At 52.6% G+C, this 15,713-nt stretch carries 11 protein-coding genes; 3 read left to right on the top strand and 8 right to left on the bottom strand.

Annotated features, from left to right (window positions below):
• Nucleotides 1-46 precede the first annotated feature (46 nt).
• From ACO2Q8_RS13810 to ACO2Q8_RS13835, 6 genes are read right to left on the bottom strand one after another with little or no spacing between them, the layout of a single operon-like run.
• The gene (locus ACO2Q8_RS13810) at nucleotides 47-1,432 is read right to left on the bottom strand and encodes a lipopolysaccharide biosynthesis protein (protein WP_423345409.1); all 1,386 of its coding nucleotides are present in this window, start codon (nucleotides 1,430-1,432) and stop codon (nucleotides 47-49) included.
• 39 nt (nucleotides 1,433-1,471) lie between these two features.
• Nucleotides 1,472-2,620 carry a Gfo/Idh/MocA family protein gene (locus tag ACO2Q8_RS13815; RefSeq protein WP_423345410.1) on the bottom strand — a complete coding sequence of 383 codons (1,149 nt, stop codon included), beginning with the start codon at nucleotides 2,618-2,620 and terminating at the stop codon, nucleotides 1,472-1,474.
• Between the two features lie 41 nt (nucleotides 2,621-2,661).
• A complete protein-coding gene (locus ACO2Q8_RS13820; RefSeq protein ID WP_423345411.1) occupies nucleotides 2,662-3,243 on the bottom strand; it encodes an acyltransferase in 582 nt (193 codons plus the stop codon).
• The gene (locus ACO2Q8_RS13825) at nucleotides 3,240-4,403 is read right to left on the bottom strand and encodes a DegT/DnrJ/EryC1/StrS family aminotransferase (RefSeq protein WP_423345412.1); all 1,164 of its coding nucleotides are present in this window, start codon (nucleotides 4,401-4,403) and stop codon (nucleotides 3,240-3,242) included. The genes ACO2Q8_RS13820 and ACO2Q8_RS13825 overlap by 4 nt, the downstream gene beginning before the upstream one ends.
• Nucleotides 4,404-4,406: 3 nt before the next feature.
• On the bottom strand, nucleotides 4,407-5,765 hold the full coding sequence (locus ACO2Q8_RS13830; protein WP_423345413.1) for a nucleotide sugar dehydrogenase: 1,359 nt from the start codon (nucleotides 5,763-5,765) through the stop codon (nucleotides 4,407-4,409).
• A gap of 45 nt (nucleotides 5,766-5,810) precedes the next feature.
• Entirely contained in the window at nucleotides 5,811-8,126 is a 2,316-nt protein-coding gene (locus ACO2Q8_RS13835) for a GumC family protein (RefSeq protein WP_423345414.1), read from the bottom strand.
• Between the two features lie 928 nt (nucleotides 8,127-9,054).
• Between ACO2Q8_RS13835 and ACO2Q8_RS13840 the strand changes: the two genes are divergently transcribed.
• On the top strand, nucleotides 9,055-9,870 hold the full coding sequence (locus ACO2Q8_RS13840) for a TerC family protein (protein WP_423345415.1): 816 nt from the start codon (nucleotides 9,055-9,057) through the stop codon (nucleotides 9,868-9,870).
• Between the two features lie 59 nt (nucleotides 9,871-9,929).
• Here ACO2Q8_RS13840 and ACO2Q8_RS13845 read toward each other — a convergent pair whose 3' ends face one another.
• The gene (locus ACO2Q8_RS13845) at nucleotides 9,930-10,589 is read right to left on the bottom strand and encodes a hypothetical protein (protein WP_423345416.1); all 660 of its coding nucleotides are present in this window, start codon (nucleotides 10,587-10,589) and stop codon (nucleotides 9,930-9,932) included.
• Nucleotides 10,590-10,723: 134 nt separating this feature from the next.
• Between ACO2Q8_RS13845 and ACO2Q8_RS13850 the strand changes: the two genes are divergently transcribed.
• Both ACO2Q8_RS13850 and ACO2Q8_RS13855 read left to right on the top strand, forming a co-directional pair.
• Complete coding sequence (locus ACO2Q8_RS13850; protein ID WP_423345417.1) at nucleotides 10,724-12,244, top strand: NADH-quinone oxidoreductase subunit N; 1,521 nt, start codon at nucleotides 10,724-10,726, stop codon at nucleotides 12,242-12,244.
• Between the two features lie 176 nt (nucleotides 12,245-12,420).
• Nucleotides 12,421-14,313, top strand: a complete 1,893-nt coding sequence (locus ACO2Q8_RS13855) for an amidophosphoribosyltransferase (RefSeq protein WP_423345418.1) — start codon at nucleotides 12,421-12,423, stop codon at nucleotides 14,311-14,313.
• Nucleotides 14,314-14,385: 72 nt separating this feature from the next.
• On the opposite strand, the gene ACO2Q8_RS13860 is transcribed toward ACO2Q8_RS13855, so the two are convergent.
• Nucleotides 14,386-15,699 (bottom strand): vanadium-dependent haloperoxidase, encoded by a 1,314-nt coding sequence (locus tag ACO2Q8_RS13860; protein ID WP_423345419.1) that lies wholly within the window; start codon nucleotides 15,697-15,699, stop codon nucleotides 14,386-14,388.
• Nucleotides 15,700-15,713 lie beyond the last annotated feature (14 nt).

The raw sequence follows: 15,713 nt of genomic DNA on the forward strand, positions 1-15,713 counted from the left end.
ACAAATTAAAAACGATAAACTACGTATAAATGACGGTTTTAATGACTTAAACTTGATTTCCAACCAACACCGGGGCCACCTCGGCCGGAGCGTCGGCGGCCATGCGGTTGATGACGGTTTTGGCTTCAAACGGCGCAATCAGGACGCTGTAAAACGAGCAAATCATGATCGCAATCAATACGCCGAGCAATTCCAGTTGCAACCACTCGACCAGCACGTAGGTCAGCGGAACAATCAGCAGGGCGCTCGCAATGGCCGCTACCAGTTGCAGCCGAACTTTTCCGATGCCGTTGAGCAGGTTGACATGAATGCTGCCGTAGGTGTACACCGCGTAATACAGCATCATGCCCACCGTCAGCGTTGTTGGTAGCACAAACGTCCGGCCCACCCAGAGGGGAATCACGAAATCGGCGACGAGAATCAAACCGATTTGCCCCGCCGTGATCAGCAGCCAAAGTTGTTTGGTTCGGGTGAGGGTTTTCCGAATCCAGGCGGCATCGTTGGTGTGATACGCCTGCCCGAAGGCCGACCACAACGGCGTCTGAATGATGCTGAACACCATCGGCAACAAACCGAAATACCGGAAAGCAATATCGTATTCGGTCACGTAAGCCGGTCCGAGCAGCCGCGTGATCATCATATTGGCCGTCGTGTAAACGATCACGTACGACAATTGCACCACAAAAAACGAAAGGCCCAGCCCCCCGAACGACCGCAGGCTCGCCCAGGCATTCGGTTGCCAGCGCGGACGCAGATAGCGAAGTTCCCCGCCGAAGAAATAGAGGTGAAAACCGGCCAGCACCAGCAGTTGCGGCACCAGCAGCAACAAGCCCACCTGCAAAATGGACCCGCTGACATACGGTTTTAATACCAGCAGCAGCACGAAGGTTATCAGGCCCGAAAGCGTCGGAAACAGCGATTGCAGCGCCGATTTATGCACCGCCAGCAGGATAAACGTAATGTTCCGCAAGACCAGTTGCAGCCCGAAGGACGTGAACAACACGAACGCCAGCATCTGGATTTCGGCCTGATGCTGCCGGGGTACTTTCAGCAACGATGCCCAGTCGATAAACGGGTGAACGGCGCAGTACAACAGCCCAAACGCCAGACAGATCAGGCTGGTAGCCGTATAGAGCGTCCCGACGTTTTGGCGGGCTTCGTCGCGTTCTCCCCGGGCCAGCAGTTCGGTCAGCTTATTCCGCAACCCGTTACCCAGGCCGAAGTCGATGAACGTAAACCAGGTCACCATCGAACTCAGCGTCAGCCAGACTCCGTACAGCTCCTTGGTGAGCATGTTCAGGGTGAGCGGAACCAGCGCCAGATTGAGCCCAATGCTGGCGGCTTTGATCAGAAGAGAGAAAACAACGTTCTTTCGTACGGTTTTCGTCAGGGCATCTCCACTCCGGTAATAGGTTCGTAGTTTCGTTACCATAGTCCAGTCGTGTACACGTTTTTTCGATAGACTATGTGTTTAGGGGTAAACCCGACGAACGCCATTGACCGGGGCCGACAGGAACGAATCAGTATCTTTCAGGACTTTCAGCGGCTGCGCCCGGGGATAATCGATGGTGCGCTGCACCGGTTGATCGGCCTGCTCGAGGTTGGCGGCTTTGTAAATCCGCTCGATAATATCAACGACTTTGAGCCCTTCCATGGCGTTGGTCGTGATGGTAGCCCGGCCACGCAGCACGTTCACAACGTTATCGACCACGTAGTTGTGATTCTGGGCCGAGCCTTTGTACGCGCCGTAGTCGTTGCCGGGGTTGGTCGGGGCCAGTTCGGGCATGGTGTAGTTCCGGATGTGGCAGTATTCGACTTTGTCCATATACTGTCCACCCACTTTCACGCTGCCGTTTTCGGCAATGACCGTGATACTGCTTTCGAGGTTGCTGCCCCAGACGGAGGTGGAGAAGTTCAGACAACCCATCCCACCGTTCAGGAACTTGAACGAGACAAAACCGCTGTCTTCGAAATCGGTCAGGTGCTGGTGGTTGAAGTCCATCAGTCGGGCTTCGATCTGGGTGACGTCGCCGAACAGCCAGTACATGATGTCGATGAAGTGCGAAAACTGGGTGTAGAGCGTGCCGCCGTCCAGTTCACGGTCGCCGTGCCAGCTTCCGGTGGTGTAATACCGCTCGTCGCGGTTCCAGTAGCAGTTCATCTGCACCAGGTAAATCTTACCCAGTACGCCGGACTCAACAATCTCTTTCAGCCAGGCCGAGGGGGGCGAATACCGGTTTTGCATGACGGCAAACACATCCCGCCGACGCGACAGAGCCTTGTGCAACACCTGTTCGGCATCCTGCCGACGCAGCGCCACCGGTTTTTCGATGACCACGTGCTTGTTGGCTTCCAGACACTGCTGAGCCTGGGCCGCATGGAGTCCGTTGGGCGTAGCAATCGTCACGACGTCTACGTCCGGCGATGCGTGCAGCATATCGTCCAGCGAGCGGTAAAAGGGCACGTTGTACCCATCGAGTTTGAGGTCACGATGGTGTCTGACATCGACCAGAGCCGCCAGTTCGGCCTCCGGGTGTTGGGTAATCATTTCGGCGTGGCGCTTGCCAATGTGGCCACAGCCCACGACGGCAAACCGGATCGGTTTTTCTGAAGCGTTCATCTCGCAATAATTTTTTCTTTAGGGTAGGGATCGTACGTGTTTTATCGGACTCGGGTTACTTCATTCTCGTTCAGAACATACTCCTGGCCGCTTTCCGGACACTGGGCCCGCTGCCGGGCGTCGAAATGCAACCGATGGCCGTATTCACTTACCCAACCGGCAAACCGGGCCGGATTGCCCATCACCAGCGCGTAGGCCGGAACGGGTTTGGTCACCACGGCTCCGGCTCCCACGAGCGCGTAAGGCCCGATGGCGTTGCCGCAGACGATGGTGGCATTCGCGCCGATGGACGCCCCCCGGCCGACGTGCGTTTGCTGAAACTGGTCCCGGCGAATAATGGCGCTGCGTGGGTTGATGACGTTGGTAAAGACCATCGACGGCCCCAGAAAGACATCATCCTCGCAGATGACTCCGGTGTAAATCGAGACGTTGTTCTGCACCTTGACATTACGCCCCAGGACAACGCCGGGCGATACCACGACATTCTGACCGATGGAACAGCGTTCACCGATGACGCAGCCCGACATGATGTGCGAGAAATGCCAGACCTTCGTTCCGTTTCCGATCACACAATCCTCGTCGATCACCGCCGTCGGGTGAACCGTAATCGTTTCTATTGTCATGCCTGTATGAGTTTTTTATCCGTCATAAAATCGCTGATGACCGACGCGATCAATTCCTGTTGTTCGGCTACCATCTCCGTATGAATCGGTAATGAGAGCACCTGCTGGCTCAGGCGTTCGGCCACCGGAAAACTTCCGGCCGGAAACCGTGCATCATAGTACGCGGGCTGGAGGTGTAACGGCAAGGGATAATACACCATTGAGGGAATACCGTGGCTCTGCAGATGCGCCCGAAGTCCGTCACGCATTTCCGTCGGAACCGTCAGCGTATACTGGTGATAGACGTGCGAGGACGAAGCAGTCACAACCGGCGTCTGAATTCCAGGAACTTCTTTCAGTAGCGAATCATAGCAAGCCGCAGCAATTTGCCGTTGCCGGTTGAAGTCGTGCAAATGTGGGAGTTTGACGTTCAGAACGGCGGCTTGCAGCGTATCAAGCCGGGAATTGACCCCAATGATTTCGTGAATGTATTTTTTGCGCTGGCCGTGGTTAGCAATCATCTGCAGCCGGTCGGCCAGGTCGGTATCGTTGGTGATCATGGCACCACCGTCGCCGTAACAGCCCAGGTTCTTCGATGGGAAGAAGGACGTACAGCCCACATGCCCTATCGTTCCGGCCGATTCCACCGAGCCATCGGCAAACTCGTACTCGCTGCCCAGCGCCTGGGCCACATCTTCGATCACGAACAGCTTGTGGGCCGTAGTCAGCTCAAGCAGCGGCTCCATGTCGGCACATTGCCCGAACAGATGCACCGGCACCACGGCTTTCGTGCGGGAAGTCAGCGCCTTTTCGACGTTCTCAGCCGTTAGCGTAAAGGTGTTCGGATCAACATCGACCCAAACCGGCGTCAGGCCCAGCAGAGCAATAACCTCCGCCGTGGCGACGTACGTAAACGCCGGAACGATCACCTCGTCGCCCGGTTTCAGTCCCAGGCCCATCATCGCCAGTTGCAGGGCATCGGTGCCGTTGGCGCAGGTAACCACCCGGTTAGCCCACAGGAAAGCTGCCAGATTCTGCTGAAATTCGCGAACCGCCCCGCCGTTGATAAAGTCGGTCCGGTCCAGACACTGCTGAATGGCTGCGTCGATTTCGGGCTTCAGACGTTGATACTGCGTTTTCAGATCAACCATCTGGATGTTTTCTACCAGCGTTGCGCTCATGGGTTACAGGCGGGCGTCTACCAGCGTTCGGTCTAAACAGGCTTTGCTATCGAAAATAACGGCATTTTCGGTTTTCAGGCTGGCGAAATCCAGATGCAGAAACTCGCGGTGAGAAACCGCCAGGATGATAACCTCGTAAGGCCCCTGCGGTTGTTTGATCAGGTCGATCCCGTACTCTTCCGCGACGACTTCCGGATCGGCCCAGGGGTCGTAGACCTCCGCCCGGATGCCGAACTGTTGCAGTTCGCGGTAAATATCGACCACGCGGGAGTTGCGCGTATCGGGGCAGTTTTCCTTGAAGGTGATCCCCAGTACCAGCGCCCGGGCGCCTTTCACGCGCAGGTCTTTGCCCAGCATCAGTTTCACCACCTTATTGGCAATGAACATGCCCATGTCCTCGTTGATTCGCCGACCCGACAGAATCACCTGCGGATAATAGCCCAGGCTCTCCGATTTGTACATCAGGTAGTATGGATCGACGCCGATGCAGTGGCCGCCCACCAGACCGGGCTTGAAATTCAGGAAGTTCCACTTGGTCGCAGCCGCTTCCAGCACATCCGTGGTGTCGATACCCATCCGGTCGAACATAATCGCCAGTTCATTGACAAACGAAATGTTGACGTCGCGCTGGGCGTTTTCGATGGCTTTGCAGGCTTCGGCGACTTTGAGCGTCGGGGCCAGGTGAATACCGGCCTCAACGATGCTACCGTAAAGTTTTCGGAGGTACTGCCCGATTTCGGGGGTGCTGCCGCTCACCACTTTTTTGATGCGGGTCAGCGTATTGACCTTGTCGCCCGGATTGATGCGTTCCGGCGAATACCCGCAGAAGAAATCGACATTAAAAGTCAATCCGCTGATGGTCTCCAAAACCGGCACACATTCTTCTTCCGTGCAACCCGGATAAACCGTTGATTCATAGACGACAATGTCGCCCCGCTTCAGCACCCGCCCCACGGTTTCGCTGGCTTTCAGCAACGGCGTCAGATTCGGACGTTTGTAGCGATCAACCGGCGTCGGTACCGTGACAATGTATACATTGCAATCCTGTAAGGCTCCCAGTTCGTCGGTCAATACCAGTTTCTCGGCCGCCCGAAGGGACTCAGCGTCGGTTTCGCCGGTCGAGTCCGCACCGTCTTTCAGCTCATTAATACGCCTGGTATTGATGTCAAAACCGATAACGGGATAGTGCTTGGCAAACTCGACGGCCAGCGGCAGACCCACATAGCCCAGCCCAAGCACCCCAATCACCGGCGGTGTTTGACCAACCGGGGAAGAACCGGCCACACCGGTTTGCTCGCTAAGTATATCCGTCGGGAACCCCGGTTCCAGGGGCGTCGGTGAAGGGGAAAAAGTTAAGTTCATAGACAGAGAATAAGGGTAGGTTAACTTTTTACTGGCATTAGCTGCTCAATGCAGCAGGTACTTTCGGAGCAGATTGGGCTTGTCGTTCCCCGATCGGCGGTAGTAATAATAGCGATAATCGTACGAATATTTATTCTTAACCGAATTTAGGACAATATTCAAATTCGGAAACCGCTTCTCCTGATGGAGCGAGTCGACAAATTTAAGGTAGCTCCGGTGGGTGATGTTGTGCCGGATGGCATAGAGCGTCACGTCAGCAAACGGCCCAATCAGTTGGGCGTCGGTCACCAGCCCGACCGGGGGCGAGTCGATCACGATGTTATCGAACCGAGGCCGCAATTCCTCAATCAGCTCTTTCAGACGTGGGCCGCTGAGCAACTCCGACGGATTCAGCGGAATTGGCCCACAAGAGATGATAAAAAGGTTTTCAAAACCGGGTACCTGTTGCAGAATATCATCGACCGTTGCATCGCCCGTCAGGTAACTACTGCTCCCCCGGAAGTTGAGCATATTCAGGGCTTTGTGCAGTTTGGGCCGGCGCAAATCCAGGTCGATGATCACCGTCGGCCGGCCCACCAGCGCCATACTGACAGCGACATTCAGCGACAGGAACGACTTTCCTTCACCGCTCAGGCTCGACGTAAATAGCACTACCTGGCTGTCGTCGGGATTTTCGCGCAGGAATTGCAGGTTTGTCCGGAGCGCCCGCACCTGTTCGGCTGCAACGGACCGCTTGCGACCGTTGACAATCACCGGAAACTCGTGCCGGACGTAGGCGATTTCGCCAATAACCGGGGTTTCGGTCGTTTCGACAATCTCGGCCTTGCCCGAAACCCGCTCATTGAACAGTTTCCGAATTCGGATGACAGCCGCCGGAACTACCAATCCCACCGTTCCGAACAAAATCAGAATCAACAGCTTGACCGGTTTGACCGGGTCCGGGCTGCTGCTGGCGGCATCAATGATCTGGCTGTTGGACACAATGGAAGCGTAGGAAAGCGCCGTTTCTTCCTGTTTCTGCAACAGATAGGTGTACAGATTATTTTTGATGGCCTGCTGGCGGGTAATGTTCATCAACGATCGCTCCCGGCCTGGTATCGTACGGATCTGAGCTTCATATCGTTTGTTGGTCAGGATTAGTTGACTACGTGTATTTGTCAGAATGTTGCGCAGGGTCGCGACGGTTTCCCGAATACTGGTTTTGGTTGCGTTAATCTGATCGTCGAGCGACCGTAACAGCGGGTTCGATTCGGAAGTGGTCCGCACCAGTTGATTCCGTTGCAATTCCAGCTCGGTTACTTTGTTGATCAGCGACGTTAACGTCGGATCGTTGAAGCTCATCGTCGAGGGCACCATGCCCCTGCCCTTGTCTTTTTCCTGAATATATCGCTCGACATCACCCAATGCACTCAGTTGAATGGCAACCTGATTCAGTTGAGCGTCATTCGTTTGCAGATTATTCAACAGCGCCTGTGCATTCGCCCCGATGTCGGTGATTTGATTGACCGACTTGTAGTTTTCAATCGCCTTTTCCAGTGACGCCAGCTCACCAGACACCAGTTTAAGCCGCGTTTGGATAAAATTCAGCGTATTGGCAACCACCCGGTTTTTATCCTCCGTGGCGGTTGAGTTATAGTTGGCGATCATCTGATTAAGAATAGCCTCTCCTTTCGCCGGAACCGCATCCTCAATCGTGAGCAAAACTACCGTCGATGATTTGCTGCTGGGTTCGACTTTCAGTTTGCTCAAGTAATACCGGATGGCCTGAGTCGTGGGAGCTACCTGTACGACCAGCGGCTCATTGGTATACCTAACAGGCTGCTTAATAACGATTTGCAGCCGACCAAACGGTGTGTTTATCACCTGATTCGCGGGGTAGACCCAGTCGTTCAACCGTACCGTTGTCGGGCTGATAATGCTGATCTGTAATTCGGCGCGGTAGAGATTCGGTGTCGGATCGGTCAGGACCAGCCGGACGGGGGCATCTTCGTAAATTTCCCGTTTCCCAAATGGGGTACTTCGAAAGTATCTTACCGTCAATCCAAGTGTGTCGACGACCTTCTTCATCAACGTGTTGGACTTCAGGATTTCGATCTCATTTTCAACGACTTTGTTTTCGCTGTAGAGGTTCAATTCCTTCAGGATTCCATCATCTGACATTCCTTTCTGCTCGTCCTTTACCAGCAGGCTGGCCTGAATTCGGTAGATAGGTTCAGTAAACCAAATGTATACAAAACCCGCGACGATCATGGTAATCAACGACACCAGAAACCACTTCCAGTGCTTTACATAATCCCGCAAGGTTCCCTGCACATCCGACGAGTTAATTTCCCCTTGCGGATACATGGGATATGTGTACATATTTGATGACTTCATGAATACCTTTACAACAATTTGTCAACACTATCGACGCCAGAAGCAGTCGGATGTAAGTAATTGATTGCTAAAAAATTATGGAGGAATTCTGATTATTGTTTCACTTCCCGTCCACGTAGGCTGAATAAGTTAACTTATGTATTATGCTTCATCATCAGCGAATAAACGATCGACTTCATCTGTCTTAACTATATTGAAGCAATTGTTATCTTTCTGGAAGCAAAAAATACTTAAGTATTTAAACTCATACACCTTGACACGTTGAGAAGCTATTCAATGATCGTTGAGCTAAGATGTTTTCCTGCTAAAATGTGCTAATCTGGGCAGGAAAAGGAAGTATCATACACGTTATGGTAACTAAATCGAGTAGTTATCCCAGAACAAAGCTACATGAATACTCTAATATCTAGCAAATAGTAAACTCTAAATTTATTTAATGGCGGCAGAAATAATTTACCATTTTTTTGTTGTATGTATATGCACAATTAAAACTGGTGTCTTTTTATATTCTCCAGCTTACAACCATGTCTAACTTGCCGCGGGAACCAAACGGATTACATAAAAGCCAGATTAGCAACTCATTACTGCCTGCAATTGAATACCAGACTGTGCGGATATGAAGTTACCCTTTACTCAAAAACGCATAAAAAATTTCTCAGCCTGTCTGGTAATTATACACAATAGATACTTACCCTCTAAAAAAAATCATGAATCTACTCCTAAGCAAAACCACTTGGAGATTAAACTGATAAAAAGCCAGAAATGCGTCCGATTATTCTTCTTGCAATCAACTAGCTACTCATAAAATCTGAAACTATTCCTTGTTTTGGCAGTTGATTACCCGAAACTGTTGGCGAACTGCCGCAAAGGGGGTAATTTAGGCCCACCTTCTAAAACGCATCCTTGAAAACGAATGGAACAACTGTTCTCCGCTGAAAACCTGGTCAGTCTCTTAACACTGACATTTCTGGAAATTGTCCTCGGTATCGACAACATCATTTTTATCTCCATCGCTGCCAATAAGCTTTTGCCCGCCGACCAACCCAAAGCCCGCAACCTGGGCCTGGTGCTGGCCATGATTTTCCGGGTGGCCCTGTTGTTCGGGATTTCTATCCTGATTTCACTCAGCAAACCGTTCATGCACTACGAAAGCGGTTGGTTAAGCGCGGCTTTTACCGGACAAAGTATTATTCTGATCATCGGGGGCCTGTTTCTGCTCTACAAAGCAACCTCCGAAATTCATCATAAACTGGAAGGGAATTCGGATGAGGAAGAAGACGCATCGGCCGGTAAAGGCAAATCGACGCTCTCGGGCGTTGTGGCCCAGATTGCCATTATCAACATCGTGTTTTCGATTGACTCCATCCTGACCGCCGTTGGACTTACCCAAAACATTACGGTCATGATTGTGGCCGTTGTCCTGTCTATTCTTATCATGATGTTTTTCGCCGGGCCGGTCGGCAAGTTTGTCAACGAGCACCCGAGTATTCAGATGCTTGGTCTGGCGTTCCTGATCATGATCGGTTTTATGCTGATCGCTGAAGGAGCGCACCTGGCCGAAATCGTCATTTTCAATGCCGAGATTGGTTCAGTGCCCAAAGGTTATCTGTATTTTGCCATTGCGTTCTCCCTTCTGGTCGAATTTCTGAACATGCGTCTGCGGAAAAAGCAACAACCCGTACAACTTCGCGGCTACGAAGAACGCGCCAAAAAGCAGGGAGTTCTTTGAGAGACAAAAGAGGAAAGACAAGAGACCTGATTGTCAGAAGTCTCTTGTCTTTCTTGTCTCTATTTCCCGTTATACCCTTCCAGCAGCGTGATCAGATTATTTTCGCTACTGAGGTTTAAATCCTGCTCCTTGATGAGCTTTTCAACCCGGTCTTTCTGGTCTGATAAAGCCGCCAGTACAGATTTTTTATTTTTCTGAATTCGCTGCATCGAGCCATCCGGTTTGGCAATGAAGTAAAACTCCTGCTTCTGAAATTCTTTTGTGACGGTGGCCGAGTTGAACGGTTTGTTTTCCACCAGGTTAATCTTGAATTGCTTCAGCAGTTTGGTCGGCCCATCGACCAGCACCTGATAAAACGTGCTTGGCGTATTGTTGTTGACAGCCGCAAAACCGTTCCGGAATACCATCTCGTTTCCGTCCATGATCCGGAATTCCTTCATGGCGGCCGGGCTTAACCGATAAGTTTGGTCTTTCTGTTGGTATTCAAGCTCCCCGGCATAAATGTCGTACCGCACTTTCAGGTTCGGGTACGATTTGCTGTTGGCGGCCGTGACAGCCCCCTCCTTCCAGGCTTCGTTGAGATAGGGCGATCCCTGCACATCCACGTATTTGTTCGCCCGAATGATCTGCCCGTTGACGTCCGTCAGAAAAACGCCCTGAGCCTGACAGAGCGTCGTCAGAGCTAGCAGTAGCAGCCCCCCAATCAGCCTGATTTTCATTTCAATAATCGCCTTTTTGTTGTTGCATAAACCGGGAAATGGCTTTCCCGGTACAAGATAACGAACCAATCCCAAAAGCAGTACGCTTTTTTCGTACCTTTGCCGCCATCAAAATCCGCCTAGTTGGCTGCGCCTTGCAACTCCTTGATCAACTGAATGATAGTATTCTGAGCTTGTCGGGCTTCTGGCCGGAAATAGCGCTGCTGGTAGCAATCGGGATCATCGTGCTGACAGACCTGGTGTTTATGCCCCGCTCCGAGGACCGTCTGTCCGTGGCTACGCCGGGTGTTTTTCTGCCAGCAAACGCCGGTGCCGCTACCCGCAACCGCACGATTCAATACGGTCTTTCGCTGCTGGCGGTTTTGGTCACCGGTGCCTTTGTCATCGGGCAGGGTTCGCTCGAAAAAGGATATCTTTTCAACTCCGTGCTGCTGCTCGACAACCAGGCGGTTTTTTACAAGTTTGTGGTCACCCTGGCTGCGGGTTTTGCCATTTTACACGCCTGGACGGTTCGCCCGAAAACTGCAATACCGCTCGACTGGCTTCCTTTGCTTCTGAGCCTGTTACTCGGACTTTACCTGATGGCGATGTCGGTCAATCTGCTGACGATTTATCTCAGCATCGAACTGGTTTCGATCAGTTCTTACCTCCTGACAGCGCTTTCAACCAGCCGCAAGGCCTCGGAAGGTGGCTTGAAGTACCTGCTTTTCGGGGCCGTTAGCTCTGCTCTGATGCTGTACGGCATGTCGCTGCTCTACGGCCTGACCGGCACCCTCGCCCTACCCGACACACTGGATCAACTCAGCCGCAACGATTCGCTGGTCATTTACGTGGCCGGTTTTCTGACGCTGGCCGGTATTTTATTCAAACTGTCACTGGTTCCCTTTCACGTCTGGACGCCCGATGCCTACGAAGCCGCGCCCACGCCCGTGGTGGCCTTCTTCTCGGTTGGCCCCAAAGCTGCAGCCTTGCTGGTTCTGATGCGGGTGCTGACGATTCTGCCGGCTGGTTTTCAGACACCGCTTGCCGTCATTGCCTTGGCCAGCATCACCTTTGGGAATCTCTCCGCACTCTGGCAAACCGACGCCAAACGGCTTTTGGCCTACTCGTCTATTGCCCATGCCGGTTTTCTGCTTGTGGGCGTCGTGGCTTTTAACGAAACTGGTTTTGAAGCCGCAACCTTTTACGTAGCCACCTACGTGTTTATCAACATGGCGGCTTTTCTGCTCATCGACTTACTCAACCAGCAACAGGACGAAAACCTGACTATTCAAAAATTCAGCGGTTTGGGCACCCGGCTTCCCTTCCTGAGTGCGGCCCTTACTGTCGTGATGATTGCGTTGACGGGCTTGCCACCAACGGTCGGTTTTACAGCGAAACTGCTCGCTTTTTCGTCCCTGCTGGAAGCTTATCAGACGGGCGGAAACCCCTGGTTACTGGCTCTGTTTGGCATTGGACTGCTCAACGCCGTGGTTTCGCTGTTCTTTTACCTACGCATCCCATTTCTGCTCTATTTCCGGCCTGCTTCAACGACTGACTTACCTCACAAAACGACACCTCTTTCACCGCTTATTCTGGCCAGTGTGCTGACGCTTGCGGTTCTGCTGCTGTTTTTCAAACCCGACTGGGTACTGCGCTGGATTACAAGGTTATAAGCCGGGTCGTTTTTCTTCACTCAAAATGCGCCTTCAACTCTTCTGTCAGCCTGATCAGAAAAAAGTCTGGTGAAGGGTGTGCCATTGCCTATGTCCTTTTCGTAACTTTGCCGTAACTTCATTTGAACGAAAACCTTTCTTCGGGAGTTACGTTCGTAACAACTAAAATATCCGGCATGAGCGACGCCATCAAGCACGAGTGCGGTATTGCCCTAATACGGCTCCGCAAGCCATACCAACATTACATCGATAAGTATGGCACTCATTTATACGGCATCAACAAACTGTACCTGCTGATGGAGAAACAGGTCAACCGGGGCCAGGATGGAGCCGGGGTTGCCAACATCAAAATCGACGTACCGCCCGGCCACCGCTACATCAGCCGCTACCGCTCGGTAGCCAGCCAGCCGGTCGCCGACATCTTCCAGAAGATTAACAAGAAATTCCGCAAAGCACTTAAGAACAACAAGGATAAAGCCCGCGATGCCCGCTGGTTGCAGGAAAACCTGGCGTTTACCGGGGAAGTCCTGATGGGGCATCTGCGCTACGGCACCCACGGCGCCAACGAAATTGAGAACTGCCATCCCATGCTCCGGCAGAACAACTGGCGCAGCCGGAACCTGGTGATGGCCGGAAACTTCAACATGACCAACGTCGATGACCTGTTCAAAAAACTGGTTTCGCTGGGCCAGCATCCGAAGGACGAAGTCGACACGGTAACGGTTATGGAGAAAATCGGACACTTTCTGGACGAAGAAAACCAGCGGGTGTTCGACCGGTTCAAGGGCATTTATGAAAATCCCGATCTCTCGGATATTATCGAAGATAACATGGATCTCCAGCGGGTGCTGCACCGCTCCTGCCGGGATTTCGACGGGGGTTATGCGATGGTCGGCATGACGGGTTTTGGGGCCGCGTTTGTGGCCCGCGATCCGGCCGGAATTCGCCCAGCCTATTATTATGCCGACGATGAAGTCGTGGTGGTAGCCTCCGAAAAACCGGCTATCAAAACCGCCTTCAATGTTGAATACGATCAGATCCACGAAGTAAAACCCGGCCACGCACTGATCATCGATAAATACGGCGAATACGATGAATATGAATTCATTCAGCCAATCGAGAAGCGTTCGTGTACGTTTGAACGGATTTATTTCTCCCGGGCTTCCGATCCGGATATTTACAACGAACGGAAAAAGCTTGGGAAACTGCTGATTCCGCAGATTTTACAGGAGATTGACTACGACCTGGAAAACACGGTTTTCTCGTACATTCCCAATACGGCCGAAACCGCCTTTTTTGGCATGGTGGAAGGTATCGAAGAATACCTGGCCAAACAGCGCAAGAAAGCCATTATGGAAGGGATCCTGTTCGAACAGGACCTCGACCGGCTGCTGTCTTTCCGGCCCCGGATCGAAAAACTGGTATCGAAGGATGTCAAGCTCCGGACGTTTATTACCGACGATTCCCAGCGCGACGAGATGGTTTCGCACGTTTACGATACGACGTTCGAAGTCATCCGGAAAGGCATCGATAACGTTGTGGTGATCGACGACTCCATCGTTCGCGGTACGACCCTTGAAAAGAGCATTCTGAAGATGCTCGACCGGCTGGGGCCCAAGAAAATCGTCATCGTTTCGTCGGCTCCGCAGATTCGCTTCCCCGATTGCTACGGAATCGATATGTCGAAAATGAAAGAGTTTGTGGCGTTCCGGGCTACACTTCAACTGCTGAAAGAAAGCGGACTCGATAACCGGGTCGACGAGATTTATGCGCAGTGTGTTGCCGCCATCGAATCCGGCAATGCCTCAACCACGAACTACGTCAAGGCGTTGTATGAGCCGTTCACCCACGAGCAGATTTCGGAAAAAGTGGCCGAAATCGTTACGCCGAAAGACTTAAATGCCGAGGTGTCGGTGATCTTCCAGACGGTCGAGAACCTGCACAAAGCCTGCACCAACCATACCGGCGACTGGTACTTTACGGGTAACTACCCTACCCCCGGTGGTAATAAAGTAGTCAACAAGTCGTTTGTCAACTTCATGGAAGGCAAAGGCGTTAGGGCTTATTAAGAGTTAAGAGTTAAGAGTTAAGAGTTAAGGGAAAGACGGACCGGGAAGGATATACTTGCTGATCCGTCTTTTTTATTTCTTCCACTTCAGGGCGGCCACATGCTGCCCGATGCTTCGGCCCATGCTCAAGCCGGTTTCGTTGTCCTGCTCCGTGTGAATGCCGCCCAGAAAACGGGAATAGGCCGACTCCTCGGCGGCAGCCCAGAACGAGGTAAAACTTCTTGCTTTGAAATCAACGCTGCGTTTGACATCCCGCACCCGGCTGACGTGCGAATCGTCGGTAAAGGCAAACGATTCACCGAAGACACTCCCCAAAACCGTCGCACTGGCCGCCGACTGCGTCGCGTGCCCGGACGCATACCCCGGAAACGGCGGAGCGGGCCAGAACGGTATCCAGTAGGGGTCCATCGTCCGGCGGACGAAAGTATACGGCCGCTCGTTATGGAACATGTATTTGGTCTTCCAGCAAATCGTAAAGGCATCGGCAACGGCAATCCCGGTTTTGGCCAGGGCTTCGGCGGCTTTGCCCAGATCCGCCTGGGCCGTTTGAATGGCAATCCGGGCCAGGTTATACGAGTGCCCGGGCGGGGTAAACGTCTCGCTGGGATCGTCGGCCCACCAAATCGAGATTTCTTTCTCATTTTGCGTCAGCGACTTATTTTTGACGTACACATCCTGGTATTGCAAAAAATACGGTGACTTCACCTCCGCCGAAACCGGTAGCGGCTTCGGGATGGGCAGGAGGGCATTAACAGCGACAAACGTCCGGTTTTTACCCCAATAAGGCTGCATTGGAATTTTTCGCCCGTTTTCGGTTGGTTGCCAGGAGCCATTAAAAACCGGCACCTGGTAATCAGTCGGAAAATTCCGGTTGTAGCCTTCGTGCCCGCCGTCGGTTTTCGACCAGTCAAAAATAGCGTCGGCGATTTGTTTCCCATACGCAGCCGACCGCTCCACTACCTCGCTGGCAACTCCTTCGGTAGCAAACTCCGTCACAAGCAACTTTTCCAGCGAGTCGATACGCACTTTATTGTCCTCACTGGTGTTGGCAAACAGATTCCGCAGGATTTGGGCCTGGGCTGCATTGGCCGATGCGGGCCAGTGGTAAATGGCGGTTTCGTCAATTTTTGGCAAACTGCTCAGGTTAGTCAGTTGTCCGGCCAGCGACTGATGCGTAGATAAACCCGGCACCACGGCTTCGTAGAGGGCCAGCCCCCCGTACCCAAACGCCCTTGAAGCCACCGGCGGGCTAAAACCGGCCGTATTCCGGGTTAAATATAACTGCATTGCCGACCACCGTAGTGCCAGGTCGGCGCTGAATTGATCCGCCGGTTTTGATTGTGGACTGACAGCGTCTTCCGCCGAGTCTTTGTTACACGCGTTCAAACCGATGAGCAAGA

This window comes from Larkinella sp. VNQ87, assembly GCF_049445795.1.
Classification (GTDB): Bacteria; Bacteroidota; Bacteroidia; order Cytophagales; family Spirosomataceae; genus Larkinella.

Excerpts from the sequence above, each read along its gene's own strand:
- ACO2Q8_RS13810 (WP_423345409.1), bottom strand. The coding sequence starts at position 1,432 with ATGGTAACGAAACTACGAACCTATTACCGGAGTGGAGATGCCCTGACG.
- ACO2Q8_RS13815 (WP_423345410.1), bottom strand. The coding sequence starts at position 2,620 with ATGAACGCTTCAGAAAAACCGATCCGGTTTGCCGTCGTGGGCTGTGGC.
- ACO2Q8_RS13820 (WP_423345411.1), bottom strand. The coding sequence starts at position 3,243 with ATGACAATAGAAACGATTACGGTTCACCCGACGGCGGTGATCGACGAG.
- ACO2Q8_RS13825 (WP_423345412.1), bottom strand. The coding sequence starts at position 4,403 with ATGAGCGCAACGCTGGTAGAAAACATCCAGATGGTTGATCTGAAAACG.
- ACO2Q8_RS13830 (WP_423345413.1), bottom strand. The coding sequence starts at position 5,765 with ATGAACTTAACTTTTTCCCCTTCACCGACGCCCCTGGAACCGGGGTTC.
- ACO2Q8_RS13835 (WP_423345414.1), bottom strand. The coding sequence starts at position 8,126 with ATGTACACATATCCCATGTATCCGCAAGGGGAAATTAACTCGTCGGAT.
- ACO2Q8_RS13840 (WP_423345415.1), top strand. The coding sequence starts at position 9,055 with ATGGAACAACTGTTCTCCGCTGAAAACCTGGTCAGTCTCTTAACACTG.
- ACO2Q8_RS13845 (WP_423345416.1), bottom strand. The coding sequence starts at position 10,589 with ATGAAAATCAGGCTGATTGGGGGGCTGCTACTGCTAGCTCTGACGACG.
- ACO2Q8_RS13855 (WP_423345418.1), top strand. The coding sequence starts at position 12,421 with ATGAGCGACGCCATCAAGCACGAGTGCGGTATTGCCCTAATACGGCTC.